Genomic DNA, 23,353 nt, shown 5'->3' with positions numbered 1-23,353 from the left:
CGCTTGTGTTTAATTGTCGATGTTATCGCTGCTTTTAATTAATGGCATAACCACAATTTTTATTATTTCAGGAACGTGTTTTCGATATCCTGATAAGATTTAGAAATTCGATTGAAAACAATCCATAATATGAAAAAATCTACTTTTATACTTTTAGTATTCTTACAATTTTTTACAATCAATCAAAATATTCTTGCTTGGGTTGGAATGCCAACACCACGTCTTCATGTTGAGGGGCGATACCTCAAAGATCCTCATGGTAATATTGTTAATTTACATGGTTTTGCCCAAACTTATAGCCCATGGTTTAACGAACGAGGTAAATACTGGAGCAACTACGATGTAGATGGGTGTCTTACATATAATAAACGAATTATTGACGGGGTTTTGGATGCTGGATGGAAAGTTAATTTCTTACGTTTGCATATGGATCCATATTGGAGTAATCAATCTGGTTGCACACCTGACGGGCATGAGCTTCCAAATTGTTTTGATGAAGCTCGTTTTAGAAAGTATCTCGACGAAGTTTTCATCCCGATGGCTGAATATGCCATTTCCAAAGGATTATATGTCATCATGCGACCTCCGGGTGTATGTCCTGAAGTAATTGGTATTGAGGATGATTATAATTATGCAGAGTATTTAATGACGGTTTGGGATATTGTTTCGAGTCATCCTAAAATTAAAAAGCTTGATGAAATTATGTTTGAGCTGGCAAATGAACCCGTGAAAATAAAACTGGCGGACGGATCAATAGGCAATAACACACAGGCTCATTTCGATGTACTAAAAGAAATATTTCAGCCTATTGTGAATAAAATTCGAGAGAATGGATTTCACAATGTATTATGGATTCCCGGATCTGCATATCAGGCACAATATAAGGGTTATGCCATTAATCCTATTGAAGGCAAAAATATTGGTTATGCTGTACATATTTATCCAGGATGGTTTGGTAGTGCCAACGGATACCAAGAGTTTCAAAGCGAATGGGATAAGAACGTTAAACCAGTAACCGATTTTGCACCAATTGTTATTACAGAAATGGATTGGGCAGATGAAAAGTATAATTCATCTTGGGGAAAAGGATATACGGGTACTGCTGGTGGTGATGGATTTGGAGCTAATTTTAAAAAGATTACCGATGAGTCTGGTAATGTTAGTTGGCTGTTGTTTACAGATGCCAATTTACTGGCTGATTTTGATGGAGTGCCTCCGGCAGAAGGCGAAGATTATACGTTTCTTAATGATCCGGAAGCTTGTCCATGGCCAGTTTATCATTGGTATCAGGATTATGCAGAAAAGGAATATCCAAGGCCAGATTTTGAATATAAGTCATCAGCGGATAACGGTGATGGAACTTATACCAATCCATTGATTTTTGCTGACTTTCCCGATCCGGATGTAATTCGGGTGGATGATATTTATTATATGGTATCTACAACTATGCATGTATTTCCTGGAGCTACCATATTAAAATCTTACGACCTTGTAAATTGGGAATATTGCAGTAATCCTTTGAATAAAATAGAATCTACTGATTGCTATAACCTTGATGGTTGCGATAATTATGGTCATGGTCAGTGGGCATCAAGTCTAAAATATAACAATGGTCAGTTTTATTTACTATTTACAACATTGGATGAGGGTAGTTATCTGCTTACGGCAGAGTCTGCAGAAGGGCCTTGGACAAAGAGAAAGCTATCAGGATCTTATTATGATCCTGGACTATTTTTTGATGAAAATGGCAAAGTTTATGTGGTATATGGAATAAATACACTGAATATAGCAGAGCTGGACGAAAATTTTGAGACCATTGCTGGGACTGTTAAAGAAGTATTCACTTATACGATAAAAGAGGGGCTGGAGGGCAGTCATTTATACAAAATTAACGGCAAATACTATATTTATGCTACATATGGTGGATGGCCGGCTTATCAAGTAGCTTTGCGATCAGATGATATTTATGGACCGTACGAAGAGAAACTGCTTTTAGATGATAATAATATCCATCAAGGAGCTTTAATTGAAACACAAACGGGTGAGTGGTGGACAATCTTGTTTTATGACAGGGGTGCATTCGGAAGAATGCCTAACCTTCAACCTGTGACTTGGGTTGATGGTTGGCCTGAAATTGGTATAGAAGGAAAAGGCGTTACTACATATACGAAACCCAATGTGGGGAGTGAGTATCCTGAGACCATTTTACCTACCAATGATAATTTTAGAAATTATAAATTAGGAATGCAATGGGGATGGAATCATAACCCTGATGACTCAAAATGGTCTTTAACTGAAAATCCTGATTATCTACGATTGAAAACCGTTAGTGTGGTGGATGATTTGACTTCTGCCAAAAATTCTCTTACACAACGTATTTTTAGTTACCATCACGCTCCAATTCCATCTTATGGAACCATTAAAGTGAATATTGATAATATGAAGGAAGGTGATGTGGCCGGTTTAGCTATTTTTCAGGATCCATATGCTTATATTGGCGTTAAAGTTAAAAACGGTCAAAAAATATTGGTGCACCATAATAATGGAACAGAAACTATTGGCGAAGCTATAAATGTAAGTGATGTTTATTTAAGAGTAATTGCCAACTATTCTTCCAGTAAAGCAAGTTTCTATTATAGTGTTGATAACGAAACCTATACTCAGTTTGGTAGTGATTTAGATATGCAGTACAATATGTCAATGTTTACAGGCAATAAATTTTGTTTGTTCAATTATGCAACAGAAGCTATCGGCGGATACGTGGATATTGATTGGTTTACCACCGAAGAATTGTTTACCGAAGATGCCTTTTTTGATGATTCTTTTGTAGGTTATTCAGAAGATGAGTTAACCCTGTCGGACCTAATCGTTGATAATGGCGATATTGATCTGCTAACCGGAGCTATTTCATCATTTTCGGTAACAGCCTTATATCAGAGTGGCCGAACAGAAGACGTTACATTGTCAGCTATTTATGAAAACTCCAATCCGAATGCTGTAGAAATTGTCAATGGAAAAATAATCGCTTATGCTAATGGAGAAGCTGTTATTACAGTAAGCTATGAAGGCGAATTGGGAGATCGATTGTCAACCCAGTTCACTGTTAGCTCAAGTACTTTCCCTTTAACTGAAAGTTTATTTAATCCTTCGATATGGGAGACGGGTACTTTTAATGAAATAACACAAACATTAGTTACCGGTCAATATGGTTTTGGTGGTTGGGAATATAGTGCCGGGGTTGACCTTTCGGATTATAAATATCTGGTGGTTAAACTGGCTAGTGCTGGTACTTGTGGTGCTTCTTTCCGCCTATTCGATACAAATAATTATTGGAGTTCCCCAGCTACTTACGAATTAGCAGGCACTACAATGCAAGTTGTAGATCTTGCTAATATGAGTAATGCTAATGGCGTTAAGGTTGATCCTTCTCACCTTTATATTATTGGTTTTTGGTCGTATGGCAGTTGTTCCATCGAAATTGAAAAAGTATATGTAACCAATTCTGATGATTATGTAGAAACGGGCATTGAAGAGAATGTTTTGTTGCAATATGACGAGAATGAGATCGTAGATGTATACTCAATTACAGGAGTATTATTGCGTAAATCAATCCGTAGAAGAGATGCAATTATTGGTTTGCCTTTGGGGGTTTATATTGTTGGAGGTGAAAAGATTATGAAGTGTAGCTGTTATTAAAAGGATTGATAGAACTGTTAGTGGACACAACTAAATGTAACATTCTAAAATAAATAAAGTCAAGAAAATATTTAAATCTGTTTCAAGAATTGTTATTTGAGAATAAAACTAAATTCATATTGATAATAATAAATTATTGATATTGTTTTTGATCATTAGTAGTTAAAGGTATGAAATGCCTGTTGATGGCAGAAAGTTATTTTAAAGTGATACAAATTTTTATTTTCTTTTAATAAATTAAAGTTGATATTTATTACTTAATAAATGACAATTGAATTAATTCAAATTAAATGATACACCTGTCTATTATTGACGTAATTATAAATAGAAAAGGACTTATTTCAATAGTTTTCCTTCTTTTGGGGTATGCTTCTTTTGCCAATATTTTATCAAATATTGAGTTTGTTAACTTAAATAAGGAGTATAATATTTCTATTAGGGAAACTTACCAGGTATGCTCTGATGAGAATGGCTTTATTTGGATTTCTTCAAAAATGGGTATTTTAAGGTATTCCCAAGATGATATTCGAATGTATTCTTTGCCCTATGAAACAGGTGATATAATAACTGTTTACCTTAGTTTTAGTGATGGCGAGTTATATGCATATAGTAATAACGGTCAGATATTCAGGTATAATTCCATTATGGATCGATTTGAGATAGTCGTTAACATCTCGCGTATTCTTAATAATCCGTATCTTATCATCTATAAAATGTTAATTGATCAAGAAAATACATTATGGGTGGCCAGTTCCAGTGGATTATTGTCTTATGATGAAGCAGAAGGCTTGAAAAGTATAATATCAGACACTGATATAGAATATATAGATTGGAAGGATGATACAACTTTTTTATATTGTGAAAAAGGAATTGTATATACTTTTAATCTGGAAAGCAATATCAAAAATGAGTATTGTCATTTCCCTACAGAAATAACTCCTTTTGTTTCAAGTATGTATTATAATAATGAGTCATCTGATTTATGGTTAGGAACCTTAGGTAATGGACTCTATCGTCTGAATAATATTGATTCGACAAACGTTCTAAATCGTATTTTATCTGTTCCGAATCAACCGATACTTGCCTTAGAAACAATAAAAGACTCAATTATATTGATTGGAGTTGATGGACAGGGTGTTTGGAGTATAAATAAAAATGATGAATCAATTATCAATAAGTTCAAAGAGAATTTGGATAATCCTAATTCATTAAAGGGAAATGGTGTATATGACATATATCGTGCTCCGAATAATTATGTTTGGGTTTGTACCTATAGTGGAGGGGCATCTTATTTTAGTATTGAAAAATCGGATATAAGAAAAATTGTACACGTCATAAATGAAGAAAATTCGTTAATAAATAATGATGTTAATTCTTTAATTGAAGATTCCAAAGGCAATTTATGGTTTGCTACAAACAATGGGATTAGTAAGTATAGTCCTGGCAAAAATAAGTGGCAATCATTTTATCATGATACCGAAGAGGCCGGACAGGTGTTTTTATCAATATGCGAAGACAACCAAGGAAGAATCTGGGCGGGTTCATATTCTTCAGGTGTTTACTTAATTGATGCAGAAACGGGTAATGAAATAGGCCATTATTGTAAAGAAAAAGATGGAGAACATTTTGCGTCTGATTTTATCTTCGATGTTATAAAAGATTCTAATGGCGATATATGGATTGGTGGAGTAAGAGGAGATTTAATTTGTTTTAAACAGGCAGAAAAAAAATTTGTTGCTTTTAAGGACGTTACTGTCAATGTTCTGTATGAATTGACCGAATCAAAATTATTAATTGGTACAACATATGGATTATTGTTATTTGATAAAGTATCTGGAGAATCAGAAGTATTGGTTGATGGATTTATTGTTTACGATATTTATGTAAATAAAGATAATGTTTGGTTAGCTACTAATGGAGATGGTATTGTTACATATGATCTCACTAAAAAGAATACCAAGCTAATTAATACAGAAAATGGTTTACCCTCAAATTTTATTAACAGTATCTGGTATGCAAATGGATACTATTGGGCTGGCACAGAGCAAGGACTGTGTAGAATAAATGAAGAAGATCTTGTTGTACAAACATTCAGATCAAATTTAAATTTAAAAAATGTGTCTTTTAATCAAAATGCTCATTTTAAAATGAAAAATGGCAACCTGATGTTTGGCACTAATAATGGAGTTTTATTGTTTAATCCAAGTCAAATAGAACCCATTAATCAGCAAGGTAGATTGTTTCTTCAGGAAATTGCTGTGTCGGGAAGATCCATAAGACAGATTGAGAAATTAAAACCTAATATTCCTATAGATAGTCTGAAATATTTGAGATTATCATATATGAGTAATACAATCGGAATTGAACTTTTACCAGTTGGAGGGACTACCTCAGGTGTGAAATATTCTTGGATGCTGGAAGGCTTAGATATTGATTGGAGTATACCTGGTAGTAATAATGTACTTTCATATTCTAATATTCCGAGTGGTGAATATACACTTAGAATCAGAATGTACGATAATTCAATATCCGAAATTATCAGCCAAAGAGAGATAATCATTAATATTATTCCGCCCTATTGGGAAAGATGGTGGTTTAAATTATCGATCATCTTGTTTGTGGTGGGTTTAGGCACAGTCTTCTTTCTTTACTATATTGATAGGTTAAAGAAAAGGCACTCAGAAGAAAAAATTCGGTTTTTCGCCAATACGGCTCATGATATCAGAACTACTCTTACTTTAATTAGTGGTCCTATTTCTGAATTGTCCGAAGAAGTTGGTTTAAGTAGTAAAGCAGAAAAATACCTTAAGCTTGTAAAGGAACAAACACGCAGGTTATCTGATGTTGTTACCCGTTTAATGGATTTTCAAAAGGTTGATGTAGGTAAAGAAAAGCTTATTTTATCGAAGGTTGATATAGTTGATTTTATCGAATCAAGAGTTATGATGTTTGAAGCATCTGCTAAAAGAAGAAACTTAAACATTAATTATCTTACAAACTCAAAAGAGTGTATAGTTTATATTGATCAGATTGTTGTTGAAAAGATTGTTGATAATCTTTTATCCAACGCAATTAAATATTCCTTTGAAAACACTCAAATTGATGTTTCACTTAATTGTACTCCAACTAAATGGACACTTGAAGTGAAGGATAAAGGAATAGGTATTAGTAAAAAAGCACAAAAACAACTATTTAAGGAATATTATCGTGGTGAAAATGCCATTAACTCTAAAATTGTAGGATCTGGAATCGGACTCTTAATGGTGAAGAACTATGTATTGCTGCATGGTGGTAAAATTACATGTGAAAGTGAACCTAATAAAGGCTCTTTGTTTCTGGTGAGTGTTCCAATTAAAGACATGAAATATAGGCAGTTAGATAAGGGGTTAGAGCGGGGTAATAATCCCGATCTGATGTTGGTAAGTGATGTTAAGTTGGAGGTACAAGAATCGAAAGATGAGAATGTACTTGAAATGAAAGTTGTAATTGTGGAGGATAACGATTACTTAAGGCAGTTTCTGGAGTCGGTGCTGAGTGAATATTACAAAGTTTACTGTGCTGAAGATGGGGAGACAGGCTGGGCAATGATCTTGAAAAATTCTCCCGACTTGGTAGTGTCTGATATAATGATGCCGGGTATTGATGGATTTGAATTGTGTAAAAGAATAAAATCAAATTATGAAACTTCACACATAGCAGTTATTTTACTTACAGCATTGGCGGGGCAAGAACAGGAGTTGAAAGGGTTAGGTTTAGGAGCTGATGATTATTTAACTAAACCTTTTGATATACAGATTTTAAAGCAAAGAATCGATTCCATAATCCATAACCGAGAGTTAATAAGAGATAAGGCGTTAAAAATAATTAAGTTGGATGATTCAAATGAATCATTGTTTAAGAATGAATTGAATGATCAGTTCTTAAGAAAGATGGTTGAAACTGTTAGGGAAAATATTGGTAATTCAAACTTCTCAAAAGATGAGTTTGCGGCGAAGATGAATGTTAGTTCTTCATTGTTATATAAGAAAATCAAGTCTTTAACCAATCAGTCTCCAACAGATTTTATAAAAACAATTCGTTTAGATCATTCTTTAGAGTTAATAAAAACACAAAGATATACTATAACTGAGGTCAGCGAGATGTGCGGATTCTCAAGTGTTGGCTACTTTAGTACAGTGTTCAGAAAGCATTATGGTAAATCACCAACACAGGTAATTTAGAAATCTAAGAGTTTATTTAATAAAAGTCGATCAATTTTTATCCTGATCGACTTTTTTATTGTTAAAAAATGTTTTGAAATGGTTACTTGTGTTGTTGAAATTAGATAAAAATTAACTCTTTTATATTTTAATATATACAAATTGTATTTTGTAAAGCATTGAAAAACAATATATAATAGTTGTTTTTTATATATTGTCTATAATTAAAACTCAAATATCCATTTTTACAAGTCTTAACGATAACCACAATCTATATTTGATAATGAAAAGATGAACTCATTTGAGGGGCAGTGTATCCTTTAATGTGAAAATTAAGTCCGGTTATCAAATATTATTATGAAGAAGAATCTTACTTTTTATATTTTAATAGTTGTCTTTAGTGCAACTGCTTTTTTTACCTCATGTAAATCATTTACGAAAGAAAAGATTCCCCATTTTACTGCGAACGATAAGGTAGCACACTTTGATTATTTTACTTATAAAGGAAATGATCGGTTTTATAATGAAAATAAGCTGCCTGGAAACGATTATTATTATAATCCCATTTTACCTGGTTGGTATTCCGATCCGAGTATTTGCACAAATGGATCTGATTTTTTTATGGTTACATCAACCTTCTCCTTTTTTCCGGGAGTTCCAATATTCCATAGTACAGATTTAGTAAACTGGAAACAGATTGGTCATGTACTCGACAGGCCAGAACAATTACCCTTGAGCGGACAAAAAACCAGTGAGGGTATTTTTGCACCTGCCATCAGTTATAATCCACATAACCAGACGTGGTATATGATAACCACCAATATTAAAAAGGGAAATTTCTTTGTAAAAACAAAAGATCCCTTTGGTTCCTGGTCTGATCCAATATGGTTACCGAATGTACAAGGTATTGATCCATCTTTCTTTTTTGACGATGATGGAAATGCTTACATCGTAAATAATGATGTGCCGGATGGAGGTTCGACATATGAAGGTCATCGGTCAATCAGAATCATTCGTTTTGATACGGAGAAAGATGAAACCTATGGTCCAAGTGTAATGCTTGTAAATGGAGGGGTAAATCTTAACGAGAAACCCATTTGGATTGAGGGGCCACATATCTATAAAATAAACAGAAAATACTATTTGATGTGTGCTGAAGGTGGAACTTCGATTAATCATCGCGAAGTTATTTTCAGGGCCGATTCTCCAATGGGCGAGTTTATTCCTTGGGACAGAAATCCGATTCTAACCCAACTGCATCTGGATTCAGATAGGCCTACTCCAATTACTTGTGCTGGTCATGCTGACTTAGTCAGGAAAGATAATGGTCAATGGTGGTCTGTTTTTCTAGCCTGTAGCCCCATCAATAATAAATTCGAAAATCTTGGACGTGAAACATTTTTATTACCGGTTAGATGGAGTGAAGATGGTTTTCCGTATATAACCAAGGATGATGAAGTTATTCCGCGAATCATTCAAATGGAAGGAGTTGTTAGGGATACAAATGTGACTTTCGGAAACTTTGAAAAGATAGATCTATTTGAGGAGACACAACTGGGAATGGAATGGATGACATTACGAGGTCCGGCTAAAGAACTTTATTCATTAACAGAAAATCAGGGTTTTTTAACGCTTCAGACAGTTGATGTGGCTTCCAATGAGTTGAAGGAACCTGCTTTTGTATGTCGACGCTTGCAGCATCATGAATTCGAATGTTCTACGCGAATGTACTTTCAGCCACAATCGGACAATGAAACAGCCGGGATATTAATGTATAAAGATGAAGAGCATCAATATCAATTTGTGGTAACAAAAGTGAAAGATCGAAAACATATCCAGTTAAGGAAAGTTACCCGGGATGGTATTGATGTGTTGGGATCGAGAGAATTAGGAAGTAACGATCAATGCTTTGATTTGAAGGTTATTTCAGATGGTACTCATTTTAGTTTTCAATATGCTTTGGGTGATTCAAAGTGGCAAACGTTAATTACAGATATTGATGCATACTACTTATCAACCTCACAATCATTTGGATTTACAGGTACCACAATTGGGTTATATGCCACTAGTAAATAGAATTTAAATAGTTAGTAACCATCTTCTTAAGGTGGGATAAAATCAGAAAAGTAAATTATTAATCTAAAAAAAAGAATCTATGATTAAGAAATGTATGAATGAAATTCTACAGTCTTGCGGAATTTTCATTCTTATTCTCGAGAAAATAAGTGATGGCAAGTTCAAAGTTTCCTAGGTGAAATATTTGATTCAGAATGAATTAAAAACTCTTAAGTCATTAAAAATTTGAGAATAAAATGAAAAATCCAAATATATTATTTTGCAAGAAGCAAACCTTCTTTGAAAGATTAAGGTTGATGATACTACGAAAAACGATGCTTCTTTTAGCTCTTGTTTTTTCTGTTTCAGTATTTGCTCAAAGCACAAGGCAAATTCAGGGAACGGTCATAGATAGCGAAGGACTGCCTGTTATAGGTGCAACAGTTATAGTAGAAGGATCGAGTGGTATTGGAAACATTACCAATGTTGATGGTGTGTTTTTTTTAGAAATACCAACAGGAGAACAAACTTTGGTTATTTCGTTTATTGGAATGGAGACCCAGAAAATAAAAGTTATTGAGGAGACTTCGATTAGAGTAACATTGGAGGAGTCAACAACTACACTGGGCGAAACAATTGTTGTTGGTTATGGACAACAAAAGAAAGAAAGTGTAGTAGGTGCTATTACACAAACTACCGGAGCGGTTTTAGAACGTGCGGCAGGTATTACTAATGTGGGCGGAGCTCTTACAGGAAATTTACCTGGTGTTACGACTATGACCAGTTCAGGTATGCCTGGTGAGGAGGATCCGCAAATTATCATTCGATCAGCTAGTTCATGGAATAATAGCGAACCTCTTGTGTTGGTCGATGGGATACAACGTCCATTAAATTCTGTTGATGTGGCATCTGTTGAATCAATTTCTGTTTTAAAAGATGCATCAGCAACAGCAGTTTATGGTGTGCAGGGAGCAAATGGTGTTATTCTGATCACTACCAAGAGAGGTAAGGAAGGTAGCGCAAAAATTGCGGTATCTGTTAACTCAACCCTAAAGAGTCCTTCTAAGCTTCCTAATAAATTGGACTCGTACGATGCATTAAGGGCAAGAAATGTGGCAGTAGAGCATGAATTAGGAATAAGTCCCGATTCATGGAAGTATATCAGACCACAATCATTTATTGATATGTATCGTAATCAAACAACCCAAGAGCAAAAGGAAAGATATCCTAATGTTAATTGGCAGGATGCTATTTTTAAGGATTATGCGATGGCATATAACGCAAATTTAAATGTATCAGGAGGTACAAAATTTGTTAAGTATTTTGCTTCTGCTGATTTTACTCATGAAGGTGATTTATTTCAAATATATGAAAACGGTAGAGGATATGATGGAGGATATGGATTTAATAGGTTGAATGTTAGGAGTAATCTTGATTTTCAGTTGAGTAAAACAACTGTTTTTAAAATGAATTTAGCCGGTTCTTCAGGTTATAAGAAAACGCCTTGGGATCAAACTGCTTCTAATGATTGGGCTGTACAACAACAATGGGCTGGTGTATATAATATAGCACCTGATGTGTTCTTACCTCAGTATGCTGATGGTTCATGGGGGATGTATCCTGATATTTCGAATGTTAGTAACTCAGCCATGATAATAGGGATATCAGGTGCAATGTTAACAACTACCACCAGAATAAATACTGATTTTGTACTCGAGCAAAAACTGGACTTTATCACTAAAGGACTTGGATTCCGAGGGACTGTTTCATGGGATAATAACTTTGTTGAATACAGACGAGGAATAGAAGATTTATATAATTCACCACAGGAGAAATACATAGATCCACTAACAGGTGTTGTTACTTACGAACAGGCATTTAACTCCAACAATGGATTTGATTTTGCCCAATCCGTAATGTGGAAGACTGAAGGTGGAGAGGTTCGTAATGATCAAACGTTAAGAAATCTTGATTATCAGTTGCAAATAGACTGGCACAGGACCTTTGGTAAACACAATATTACAGCCATGGGTCTATTTAGTCGTAAAGAAAGAGCAATTGGTAGTATCATTCCTACTTATCGCGAAGATTGGGCTTTTAGGTCAACATATAGTTTTGCTTCAAAATATTTTCTTGAGTATAATGGAGCTTACAACGGATCTGAAAAGTTTAGTAAAGAGTATCGATTTGGATTCTTTAACTCAGGTGCAGCAGGTTGGATGATTTCAGAAGAATCATTTATGAAAGGATTATCATTCCTGGATATGCTTAAGCTAAGGGTTTCATATGGTGAGATTGGAGATGATTATGGAGATCGTTTCTTATTCATGACTCAATGGGCTTATGGAGGTACTACTCCAATGGGCTTGGATAGAAGTGATAGTCCCTATACATGGTTTCGTGAGAGTATCATAGGAAATCCTGAAGTAAGATGGGAAACCGTTAAAAAATTAAATGCAGGTCTTGATTTTGCATTTTTTGGAGGATTGGTTGCAGGTAATTTTGAGTATTTTCAGGATAGAAGGGTAGATATTCTTGTGAAAGGTACAGATAGAGCTATGCCTGAGTATTTTGGTGGTAAAGCACCAACCGCTAACCTTGGTGAAGTTCATACCAAAGGTTATGAAGTAGAAGTAAGGTTAAATAAAGTTTTAAGCAATGGATTACGTTTATGGGCTGATTTAAATATGACTCATGCTGAAAACGAAATCATCAAAAGGGATGATCCAGCCTTATTTGAAGATTATCGTAAGCAACAAGGATATAGTATCGGTCAGTCAAGAACATATGTTGATGCCGGCTACATTAATAATTATGATCAGCTTTATGGTAGCCCTAATTATGATGCTACAAATGGTGAAAGGCTTCCCGGAGATTATTACATCCTGGATTTTAATGGGGACGGTATTATTGATGCTAAGGACCAAATACCTTATGGTTATTCCAGTGTGCCGCAGAATACATACAACGCTACTTTTGGTTTTGAATGGAAAGGTTTTAGTGCTTTTGCACAATTGTATGGAGTAAACAATGTATCGCGACTGGTACCATTGAACAGCTTTCCATCAACTTTAAACACTGTTTATGACATGGGAACTTGGTGGTCAAAAGACGATCTGAATGCCGACATTAGTGTACCACGCTACTTATCTACACCAAATTCTGCATATAACCAGGGTACACAGTTTTTATACGATGGTTCATACATACGACTTAAAAATGTTGAGTTGGCCTATACCATCAGTGCGATGAGGTTAGAACGTATAGGATTATCAAGTATGAAAATATACGTCAACGGTAATAACCTTTGGGTAAAATCAAAAATGCCTGACGATAGGGAATCTAATTTTGCAGGTTCAGGAGGATCAGGTGCATACCCAACAATGAAGCGCTATGTTTTAGGAGTGAGATTTACACTTTAACATTTAGAACTATGAAAAATATATATAAAATAATTCTATACAGTCTAATACCTTTTTCGATTGGACTAAGTAGCTGTGAAGATTATTTAGATCGGGATCCGGAATCGATAGTCTCGGAAGAAACAGCCTTTAATAATTATATTAATTTTCAGGGATATATCGATGAGATTTATAACTGTATACCGGATAAACAAAAATATTATTGGGTTACATCGTATAACTGGGGCGATGATGAGATATTTAATGTACCTGCTAACTTTTTGATGGGGCATCAGATGGATATTGGTAATTTCTGGGCATGGCAAAACAACGATCAAAGTTGGTTAGATGCCGGAAGAGCAGATCCGACCTCAGGTGATAAGTTTAATCACAGATTATGGTCTCACGCCTGGTATTGTATCCGGAAGGCCAATATGGGCATCGAAAATCTGGATAGAATGGTGGCAGCAACTGACGAAGAGAAAAGACTAATAGAAGGTCAATTGTATTTTTTCCGTGGATGGTGGCACTTTGAATTAATGCAGTTTTTCGGAGGATTACAATATATCGATAGAGTTTTATCACCATCTGAAAGTTTGAATTTACCTCGTCTAAGTTATCAGGAGTGTGCCGATAAAGCGGGTGCTGATTTTAAGAAAGCGGCTGATTTGTTGCCGATTGATTGGGATGAAACAGCTACAGGTAAGAAAAATAGCGGAAAGAACCAATTGCGAATTAATAAAATAGCTGCATTAGGTTATCTTGGGAAAAATTACCTATGGGCTGGAAGTCCTTTAATGAAAAATGGTGCTCAGGTTGGAGGATCAAAGACCTATGATTATGATAAAACTTATTGTCAAAAGGGCGCAGATGCATTCGGTGAGTTATTACAGCTGGTAGAAGGCGGTGAAACTCAATATGTATTAGCAAGTTTCGCATATGACGATATTTACAATCATATCAAATCGGGAAGTGAAAAGTCTTTTTCTGAAATTTTTTATACAAGAGGCCAAGGCTTTTTAATGCCTGGTGCTGATGAAGCTATCTTTCGTGGAAGAGTGTATGATGCCAATGGATCGGCTTGGAACTTTTTGAAAACATGGGGGCCAAAGGTAAATGGATTGGTAGAACATGATAATGTTATCCATCATCCAACAGCAAATTATGTTAATTTTTATGGTATGGCAAATGGTTTGCCATTAGATGATCCTAATTCCGGATTTGATCCAAACTATCCTTTTAAGGATCGTGATCCACGTTTCTACCATGATATAATTGTTGATGGCTTTAAATATGTAAACTCAGCCATGCTTGAGGAAGATGAACACCTAAGGTATACCGGGTTACATACAGGTGGTACAATGAGAAATCCTCAGAATGGAAGCCGCACAGGTTATTTTATGCAAAAGTTTGCTCCTCATGAATGTAATAAATATGATCAGGCCTATGATTGGGGTAATGGTATTCAGACTTACCTTCCTTATATGAGATTGGGGGATGTTTACCTAATGTATGCCGAAGCATGTGCCGCTATTGGTGGTGCACAATATACATCTGCTACCTATGGCTTAACTGCGGAGCAAGCTATGAACAGAATACGTGAAAGAGTAGGTGCGGGGTTTGTTGATGCAAGTTATGTTGCAGATAATGATAAATTCATGAATGAAATCAGAAGAGAAAGAGCGGTTGAACTGTCATTCGAGGGATTTCGGTTTAACGATTTGCAAAGATGGTTATTGTTAACAGAGTATCCATATAATGTTAAAACTTCTCATGAATTTGATCGGGTTGAAACTTTAGAATGGTTTAAAGAAAACGATTGTAAAGATGCCCAAGTGGCTAATTTTAGAGAGGAAATTATTTTAACACGTGATTTTGGTACCAAGCATTATTGGCTACCTCTAAAGGTTTCTGATGTCTCACTTTATCCTGAGTTTAATCAGAATCCGGGTTGGTAATACAACCTAACTAAAACATACTTGTAACAATAAATGATTAAGCAATGAAACATATACAATTAAGATTCATTTGCATGGCATTATTTATAATGGTTCCGTTATTACATATAAAGGCCCAATATAATGTACAAAATGAAGCTGATACGTTAAAATTGACAAAAGACCCACTAGTGCAGGTTGCTTATAAAAAGGTCGCGAAAAGTGAGCTTTTAGGGGGTGTTTCAGTTGTTGATTTGGCCGAATTAACAAAAATGAACTATAATACATATAGCCTTGACAATATGCAAGGTTATATTGGAGGGTATACGGGCAATTCACTATGGGGAATGGGTGATTACCTGGTTTTAGTAGACGGTATACCCAGAGATGCAAATAATGTATTACCAACCGAAATTGAGCAGATTACATTTTTAAAAGGAGCTTCAGCCATTGCTATCTATGGTAGCAGGGCTGCAAAAGGTGTTATCTATATTTCAACGAAAAGAGGTGATGATAGTGACCTTAGCGTTAATGTAAGGGTTAATACAGGTTGGCATGTTGCCAAAAGCTTTCCAAAGTATTTGGGTTCGGCTGAATATATGACTCTATTTAACGAGGCTTCGATCAATGATGGAAAAGACATTGTTTTCAGCGAAGAAACAATTTATAATCATAGTTCCGGTATCAATCCTTATCGTTATCCAAATGTTGATTTCTATTCTTCTGATTATATCAAAAAGACCTATAATCGTACGGATGTTATTACTGAAATTACCGGAGGGAATAAAAGAGCTAAATTCTACTCGAATATAGGGTATTATACTGAAGGGGATATGATTAACTTTGGTGAAGCTGAAGAAAACAATACCAATAGACTAAATATCAGAGGTAATGTAGATCTTAATATTAATAACAATGTTAGTGCATATATCAATGCAAATGCAACATTTTATAATGCACGGACTGCAAATGCAAGTGGTGAAAGCAACTATTGGAGCAATGCAGCAACCATGAGACCTAATCGTTTATCTCCTTTGGTTCCAATAAGCTTTTTGGATCCAATGGACCAACAATCCTGGAATTATATTAATAGTGGTAGTAACATTATTGGAGGTAAGTACTTTTTAGCCGGAACACAAAGTGAGCCAACTAATATTTTTGCAGACTATTATGCTGCAGGAAATAATAAGTGGACAAGCCGTCAGTTTCAATTTGATACGGGTATAGATTTTGACTTACAAAGCTTGTTAAAGGGCTTGTCATTTCATACACAATTTGCAGTTGATTACTCCACTACTTATAGTACTTCATTTAATAATTCATATGCAGTTTTTAATCCGGTTTGGAGAGATTATAATGGTGTTGGATATGTTCAAATACCCTCAATGATTGGAAACGATGAAAAATCGGGGAACCAAAATATATCGAACAGTAGTAGTAGGCAAACTATTCTGGCTTCAGGAAGATTAGTATACGAAACTAGTGTGAATGAAGCTCATAATATTAATACCATGCTTATAGCATCAGGTTGGCAACAAAAGCAGTCAACTGAATATCATGCAATAAGTAATGCGAACTTAGGCTGGCAATTTGATTATAATTTGAAGTATAAGTATTATGTCAGTTTAAGTGCAACAGCTACTCATTCAGCGCGATTAGCTGAAGGTAACCGAACAGCGGTTTCGCCTTCTGCCACTTTAGCATGGAGATTAAGTAACGAGAATTTCTTATCGGGTTCAACTGTAATTGATGATCTTAGATTAAGTGCCTCTTCCAGTATTTTGAATTCAGACATTGATATTGAAAACTACTATATGTATGGTGGAAGTTACGAACATGCTAACGGTGCGTATTGGGGATGGTCAGATGGTCGCCCAGAAAGATCAACCAATGTTAAAAGAGGAGCCAATGAAGAATTGGATTTCATTAAACGTAAAGAAATATCTGCGTCTATTTATGCTTCATTGTGGAATAGATTGCTAGAGATAAATACTTCTGTTTTTACCAATACAATGGATGGAGGGATTATTATTCCTTCCACTATATTTCCAAGTTATTTATCAACATATTATCCTGAATCTACTTTCCGTCCATACTACAATTATAATGTGGATGAAAGAAAAGGATTCGATTTTAGTATTAATTTCAATAAAAGTGTTGGTGAGTTTGATTTAACACTTGGATTAAATGGTGTTTACTATACAACTAATGCAGCAAAACGGGATGAAGCGAATGAATGGGATTATCAAAATCGTCAGGGACAGCCTTTAGATGGTATTTGGGGATTACAAAGTGATGGTTTCTTCAATAGTCAGGATGAAATCAATAATTCTCCTGAGCAACGATTTTCAGGTACAATAAAGCCTGGTGATATCAAGTATATTGATCAGAATGGTGACAATATAATTGATGAACAGGATAATGTATATCTGGGAAAAGGGGGATGGTCAGGCGCACCATTTACTGCTGGAATTAATCTAGTGGCAAAATGGAAGAATTTAACCTTTTTTGCTTTAGGTACAGGTAATTTTGGAGCCTATGCGATGAAAAATAGTTCATATTTTTGGGTATCTGGTAATGGAAAATACTCCGAAGTAGTACGCGCCAGATGGACAGAGGCTACCAAAAATAACGCTACTTATCCAAGATTAACTACGGAATCGGGTGATAATAATTTCCGTAATTCTGACTTTTGGTTATATAAAACAGATCGGTTCAACCTGGCTAAAGTTCAGATTACTTATGACATACCTAAAAACATTTTGCAAAACTTTGTTTTCCAAGATATTTCAATGTATGTAAGTGGATCAAATTTGTTGACCATTTCAAAAGAACGTGAAATTCTGGAGATGAGTGTTGGAAGTGCTCCTCAAACGCGTTTCTATAACTTTGGTATCAAAGCCGTTTTCTAAAGGTCAGTAAATCAAAAAGAAAAGTTATGAAAAATATATTTAGATTTTTGGTTCTTCTACTTGTAATTACATCGTGTGACGATATGTTTGAACCTGCATTGGAAAACATACGTGATTTGGATGTAATGTATAAAGAACCCGTTTATGCGCAAGGTCTTCTTGCAAATGCATACATACTGCTTCCGTATTCATCGAATCCAACCAGTGAGGTTGCTACCGATAATGCAGTAACCAATGAAATTTCAGACAATTTTCTGTCGATGGCTACCGGCTCCTGGAGTTCGGATAATAATCCTACCTCACAATGGGAAAGCAGACAAAATGCTATTCAATACATTAATCTCTTTTTAGCCAATACTGATGAAGTATTGTATAGTAAGAATGAAGCTATCAATACAATGTTTAATGACAGACTAAAAGGAGAAAGCTATGCATTGAGAGCCTTACATATGTATTATCTTTTAATGGCTCACGGAGGTTGGTCTGCTGATGGACAACTATTGGGAGTAACTATTCGTACAGAACCTGAAACCGTAGAATCTGATTTTAATCAGCCTCGTAATACTTTTCAGGAATGTCTTGATCAAATATTTGATGATATTGACCAGGCATTAGAACTTTTACCATTGGATTATGGAGATATTAGTGATGCGCAGATTCCTCAGAAATATAAGGACTTGGGTGTTACCAATGCAGGAGATTACAACAGAGCAAATGGAAATCATATTAAAGGTCGAATTAACGGTCGAATTATTGAAGCCGTAAAAGCTCAAGTGGCACTCTTGGCAGCTAGTCCTGCTTATACTTCAGGTAATGATGTAACATATGAAGATGCTGCAAAGTTTGCAGCTCAGGTTCTAAATCGCATAAACGGAATAGCTGGAATGGATATGGATGGTGGAACCTGGTATGCAAATACCTCGGAGATTGATGATTTAGGAGCAGGAGTTGTTCCGGCAGAGGTCATTTGGCGTAGTCCAATTGAAAGTAACAATAACCTTGAGAAGGATAATTTTCCACCTTCTGTTTACGGAAACGGACGAATCAATCCTACACAAAATTTAGTGGATGCTTTTCCAATGAGTAACGGTTATCCTATTACACATACTAGTTATGATCCTGAGTTTCCGTATCAAAACAGAGATCCTCGATTGGAGAAGTATGTTGTAGTTAATGAGAGTGTTCAAGGGCCTAATAATTCAGAGATTGTTACCGGTACTTATAGCGACAATAATGATGGTATCAATAAGGATAACGGATGGTCAACAAGAACCGGATATTACCTGAGAAAATTGTTAAGATCAGATTGTAATCCAGATCCTACATATGATACCAAACAAAAACACTATGTTGCGCGAATCAGGTATACTGAATTATTCCTGATTTATGCAGAGGCAGCCAATGAGGCATGGGGACCAACCGGAACTGGTGGAAATACTTATTCAGCCTATGACGTAATTAAAGCTATCCGTCAAAGAGCTGGTATCGATGAACAAGATCTTTACCTGGAGTCAATTAAAGGTAATAAAGACCTGATGAGAGAATTGATTAGAAATGAGAGACGTCTGGAATTGTGTTTTGAAAACCACCGTTTTTGGGATTTAAGAAGATGGAAAGTATCTGATTTGAATGAAACGGCACTTGGAATGCAAATAGGTGATATTGATGGAACCAAGGTTTATACTTCAATTGAGGTTGAATTAAGAAACTTTAAACCTTATATGTATCATGGCCCTATTCCTTACAGAGAATTACAAAAGTGGAGTGCATTAGTTCAAAATGCAGGTTGGTAAAATAATGATAAAAGTGATAAGCTATGAATAAGATGAAACAATATAAAGGAATTTGGAGGCTGAGTATTATATTCATTAGTTTCTGGATTACATCTTGCGAGAATAATGAAGTGATTTTTCCTGACTTTGATTATACTACTGTGTATTTTGCCAATCAATATCCTGTAAGGACAATTGTTTTGGGCGATGACATTTATGATAATACCTTGGATAATGAGCATAAATGTAAGATATATGCAACCATGGGAGGTGTATATCAAAATGACAAGAATATAGAAATTGATGTGGAAGTAAGCAACGAGCTATGTAATAATCTTTATTATTCGAATGGTGAAGAAGTTTTGGCAATGCCTTCAGAATATTATTCTTTGGCCTCTGATAAGATGTTCTTGAACAAGCAATTGCAGGGTGGAATAGAGGTGCAATTGACGGATGCATTCTTTGCAGATGCAAATGCCATTAAAAACACTTATGTAATACCTTTAGTAATGACTGATGTAGCTAATGCTGATTCAATTTTGGGTGGATTGGCTAAGAATGATAGTCCAATCAGAACTAATCTCGCAGATTGGGATGTGACACCAAAGGATTATGTATTGTATTGTGTTAAGTATATTAACAAATGGCATGCAATTTACTTAAGAAGAGGAACGGATGTGATTAAAACTGGCAATATAGTTGAAACAGTGATCCGAAGAGAAGCGAGTGTTGAATATGATGAGTTAAGTTATTGTTCAACAACTTCATTAAGCTCAGTTGAATTGCCAATTAATGTTGTTAATGCAAATGATGAGAATGTGACATGTACTTTACTACTTACTTTTGATCAGGAGGATAATTGCAATGTGTCTTCAAATGATAATGGTTTTGCAGTGACTGGTTCAGGTAAATTTGTCATTGATGGAGAAAAGAAAAGCTGGGGCAATAAAGATCGCAATGCCTTGTATCTGGATTATACAATCAATGTGGATGGTAAAACATATTCAACTAAAGATACTCTTGTGGTTAGAGATAGGGGTATTAAACCTGAATATTTTTCTCCGGAGTATATAGTTAAGTAGTATTTAAATTCATATTATAATGAAGTATTTAAATAAAATAGGGTTAGGAGTCATTTCTGTTTTGTCAATGGTTTCCTGCGCCGAAAATAGTTTACTTGACTTTGATGTCAAGAAACCTGAAAGTGTTCAAATGTATGAATACCTGAAAGACTATGATGTATTAAAGGCGTATGTTAATCGCACCGAAAACCCTGATTTCATTCTTGGAGCAGGCGTTTCGTTAAATGATTACATTCAAAAAGATTACAGAAATAGTTTCATTTCGTCCAATTTTGATGAAATGACTGCCGGTTATGCTATGAAGCATGGGGCCATTGTTGGTGATAATGGAAGCATGTCTTTTACCGGAGTGGAAAGATTTATTGAAACAGCAAAGGAAGCTGGAATTACCATTTATGGTCATACTTTATGTTGGCATGCTAATCAAAAAGCGTCTTACCTGAATACTACGATTGCTGATCGTGAAATTGAAATTGATCCGAATGATGCCAACAATGCTTTACAAATTACAACTCCAGAGGCGAAGGCTAATATCTGGGATTGGCAGCTTGAATACACAATGCCTACTCCATTAACTGAGGGTGTGGAATATACATTAACAATGCGTGCAAAAGCTTCAAGTGTCTATACGGTTGGATTTTGGAGAACAGATGGGGCAACAACCAATTATGGTCCGGACATTGCTTTGGGTGAAACATGGGGCGATGTTACTGTAACATTTACACCGACTATGAATGCTACCAGATTACAGTTTTGTTTCGGAACATTTGGAGGTGATCTGTTTTTTGATGATATGGTGCTTACCGCAAGTGGTTCGGAAGATAATTTAATAGGAAATGGAACCTTCGATGAAGATGATCTAAGTCAATGGGGAAAACCTAGTTGGCATTCATACACCTTTTCAATTGAAGGTACTGCAGCAGGACCTGCTACTTGGTGGACTAACCTGGTAAATAACAGTAATGTCGAAACTGATGATGTTTCAAGCTTCTTTGCAACTGAGATAACCGTTGGTCCAGATGCTGCTACAATTGGTGCTGATGGAACAGGAGCAGATGGAGTGGGTAGAGCAATTGTTGTTAAGTCGGGAGATAATCCAAGTAATGACTGGGATACACAGTTCTTTGTGAAAGGACCTATGCAATTGGAAGAAGGTCAAGCCTATCGCTTTAGTATGAAGGTTAAAGCAGATAAGCCTGCAACTATAGCATCTCAAGCACATAATAATCCTGGAGGCTATTTACATTGGTCAATGGTTGGTAGTCCTGCAGTTACTACTGAATGGCAGGAATATTCTAATTCAGGAGTAATTTCAGCCAGTCAAGCAGGAATGAACACCATCGCGTTTAATCTTGCTATTCTAAAAGAAGCCAATACGTATTATTTCGATGATATTGTATGGGAGATTGAGGAATCAGGAAATACAATACCTCTAACAGATGAAGAAAAAAGAGATACTATTTCTTATGAATTAGAAAGATGGATTTCAGGAATGTTAGAGGTTTCAAAGGACTATGTTAAAGCATGGGATGTTGTTAATGAACCAATGGATGATGGAAATCCGTATGAATTAAAATCAGGCTTAAATAAAGCTCCTGCAGATTTCGCAAGTGATGAATTTTACTGGCAGGATTATCTGGGTAAAGATTATGCAGTAATGGCTTTTAAACTGGCTCGTCAATATGGTAATGAAAGTGATATTCATTTTATTAATGATTATAATTTAGAGTATAATTTAGATAAATGTAAAGGTTTGATTGCCTATGTTGAGTACATTGAGACTCATGGTGCCAGAGTTGATGGAATTGGAACGCAAATGCATATTAATGTTGATTCGGATAAAGATAAGATTGCTCAAATGTTTGAACTTTTAGCAGCAACTGGAAAGCTAATTAAAGTTTCGGAGTTGGATATTGGCATTAATAAAAAAACATCGGAAGCAACAGAAGAAGATTATCAGGCTCAAGCTGAAATGTATGCATATGTAGTGAACAAGTACAAGGAATTGATTCCAGTATCACAACAATATGGAATAACAGTTTGGAGTCCTACGGACAGTCCGGCAGAATCTTCTTGGAGAGGTGGAGAACCAATTGGGTTATGGACATTAAATTATTCACGCAAACACTCATATGCTGCTTTTGCAGATGGTTTATCGGGTAATTAGAATAGTTTTTTTCATAGAATTAGATGAGGGGGTGTCTTAACCAGACATCCCCTCATTTTTTAATGAGTTTGTGTTGCATTGGAATAGAATTGCTGGTTATAAATTAGAGTATAAAACCATAAGCTTATTATA

9 protein-coding genes are annotated in these 23,353 nt (G+C 35.4%); all 9 read left to right on the top strand.

Translation table 11 applies throughout. The features are described 5' to 3' along the window. Positions 1–129: 129 nt before the first annotated feature. On the top strand, positions 130–3,696 hold the full coding sequence (locus tag ACRD62_RS17415) for a family 43 glycosylhydrolase (protein WP_430821384.1): 3,567 nt from the start codon (positions 130–132) through the stop codon (positions 3,694–3,696). 290 nt (positions 3,697–3,986) lie between these two features. After that, positions 3,987–7,916, top strand: a complete 3,930-nt coding sequence (locus tag ACRD62_RS17410; RefSeq protein WP_430821383.1) for a hybrid sensor histidine kinase/response regulator transcription factor — start codon at positions 3,987–3,989, stop codon at positions 7,914–7,916. A gap of 336 nt (positions 7,917–8,252) precedes the next feature. After that, the gene (locus ACRD62_RS17405; RefSeq protein ID WP_430821382.1) at positions 8,253–9,971 is read left to right on the top strand and encodes a glycoside hydrolase family 43 protein; all 1,719 of its coding nucleotides are present in this window, start codon (positions 8,253–8,255) and stop codon (positions 9,969–9,971) included. A 296-nt stretch (positions 9,972–10,267) separates the two neighbouring features. Beyond that, positions 10,268–13,372: a SusC/RagA family TonB-linked outer membrane protein gene (locus tag ACRD62_RS17400; RefSeq protein WP_430821381.1), complete on the top strand. Its 3,105-nt coding sequence runs from the start codon at positions 10,268–10,270 to the stop codon at positions 13,370–13,372. Positions 13,373–13,383: 11 nt separating this feature from the next. Then, the gene (locus ACRD62_RS17395; protein WP_430821380.1) at positions 13,384–15,309 is read left to right on the top strand and encodes a RagB/SusD family nutrient uptake outer membrane protein; all 1,926 of its coding nucleotides are present in this window, start codon (positions 13,384–13,386) and stop codon (positions 15,307–15,309) included. Positions 15,310–15,383: 74 nt separating this feature from the next. Further along, on the top strand, positions 15,384–18,200 hold the full coding sequence (locus ACRD62_RS17390; protein WP_430821379.1) for a SusC/RagA family TonB-linked outer membrane protein: 2,817 nt from the start codon (positions 15,384–15,386) through the stop codon (positions 18,198–18,200). Positions 18,201–18,226: 26 nt separating this feature from the next. Next, positions 18,227–19,993, top strand: coding sequence for a RagB/SusD family nutrient uptake outer membrane protein (locus tag ACRD62_RS17385; protein WP_430821378.1), 1,767 nt, complete (start codon positions 18,227–18,229; stop codon positions 19,991–19,993). Between the two features lie 23 nt (positions 19,994–20,016). Then, the gene (locus ACRD62_RS17380) at positions 20,017–21,054 is read left to right on the top strand and encodes a DUF5627 domain-containing protein (protein WP_430821377.1); all 1,038 of its coding nucleotides are present in this window, start codon (positions 20,017–20,019) and stop codon (positions 21,052–21,054) included. 19 nt (positions 21,055–21,073) lie between these two features. Further along, the gene (locus ACRD62_RS17375) at positions 21,074–23,221 is read left to right on the top strand and encodes an endo-1,4-beta-xylanase (RefSeq protein WP_430821376.1); all 2,148 of its coding nucleotides are present in this window, start codon (positions 21,074–21,076) and stop codon (positions 23,219–23,221) included. The last annotated feature ends 132 nt before the right edge of the window (positions 23,222–23,353 follow it).

Origin of the sequence: Carboxylicivirga caseinilyticus, assembly GCF_050589785.1 — a bacterium.
Classification (GTDB): Bacteria; Bacteroidota; Bacteroidia; order Bacteroidales; family Marinilabiliaceae; genus Carboxylicivirga; species Carboxylicivirga caseinilyticus.
Note: the sequence above shows the minus strand (reverse complement) of the source record. Positions and strands in the feature narration are given on the sequence as shown.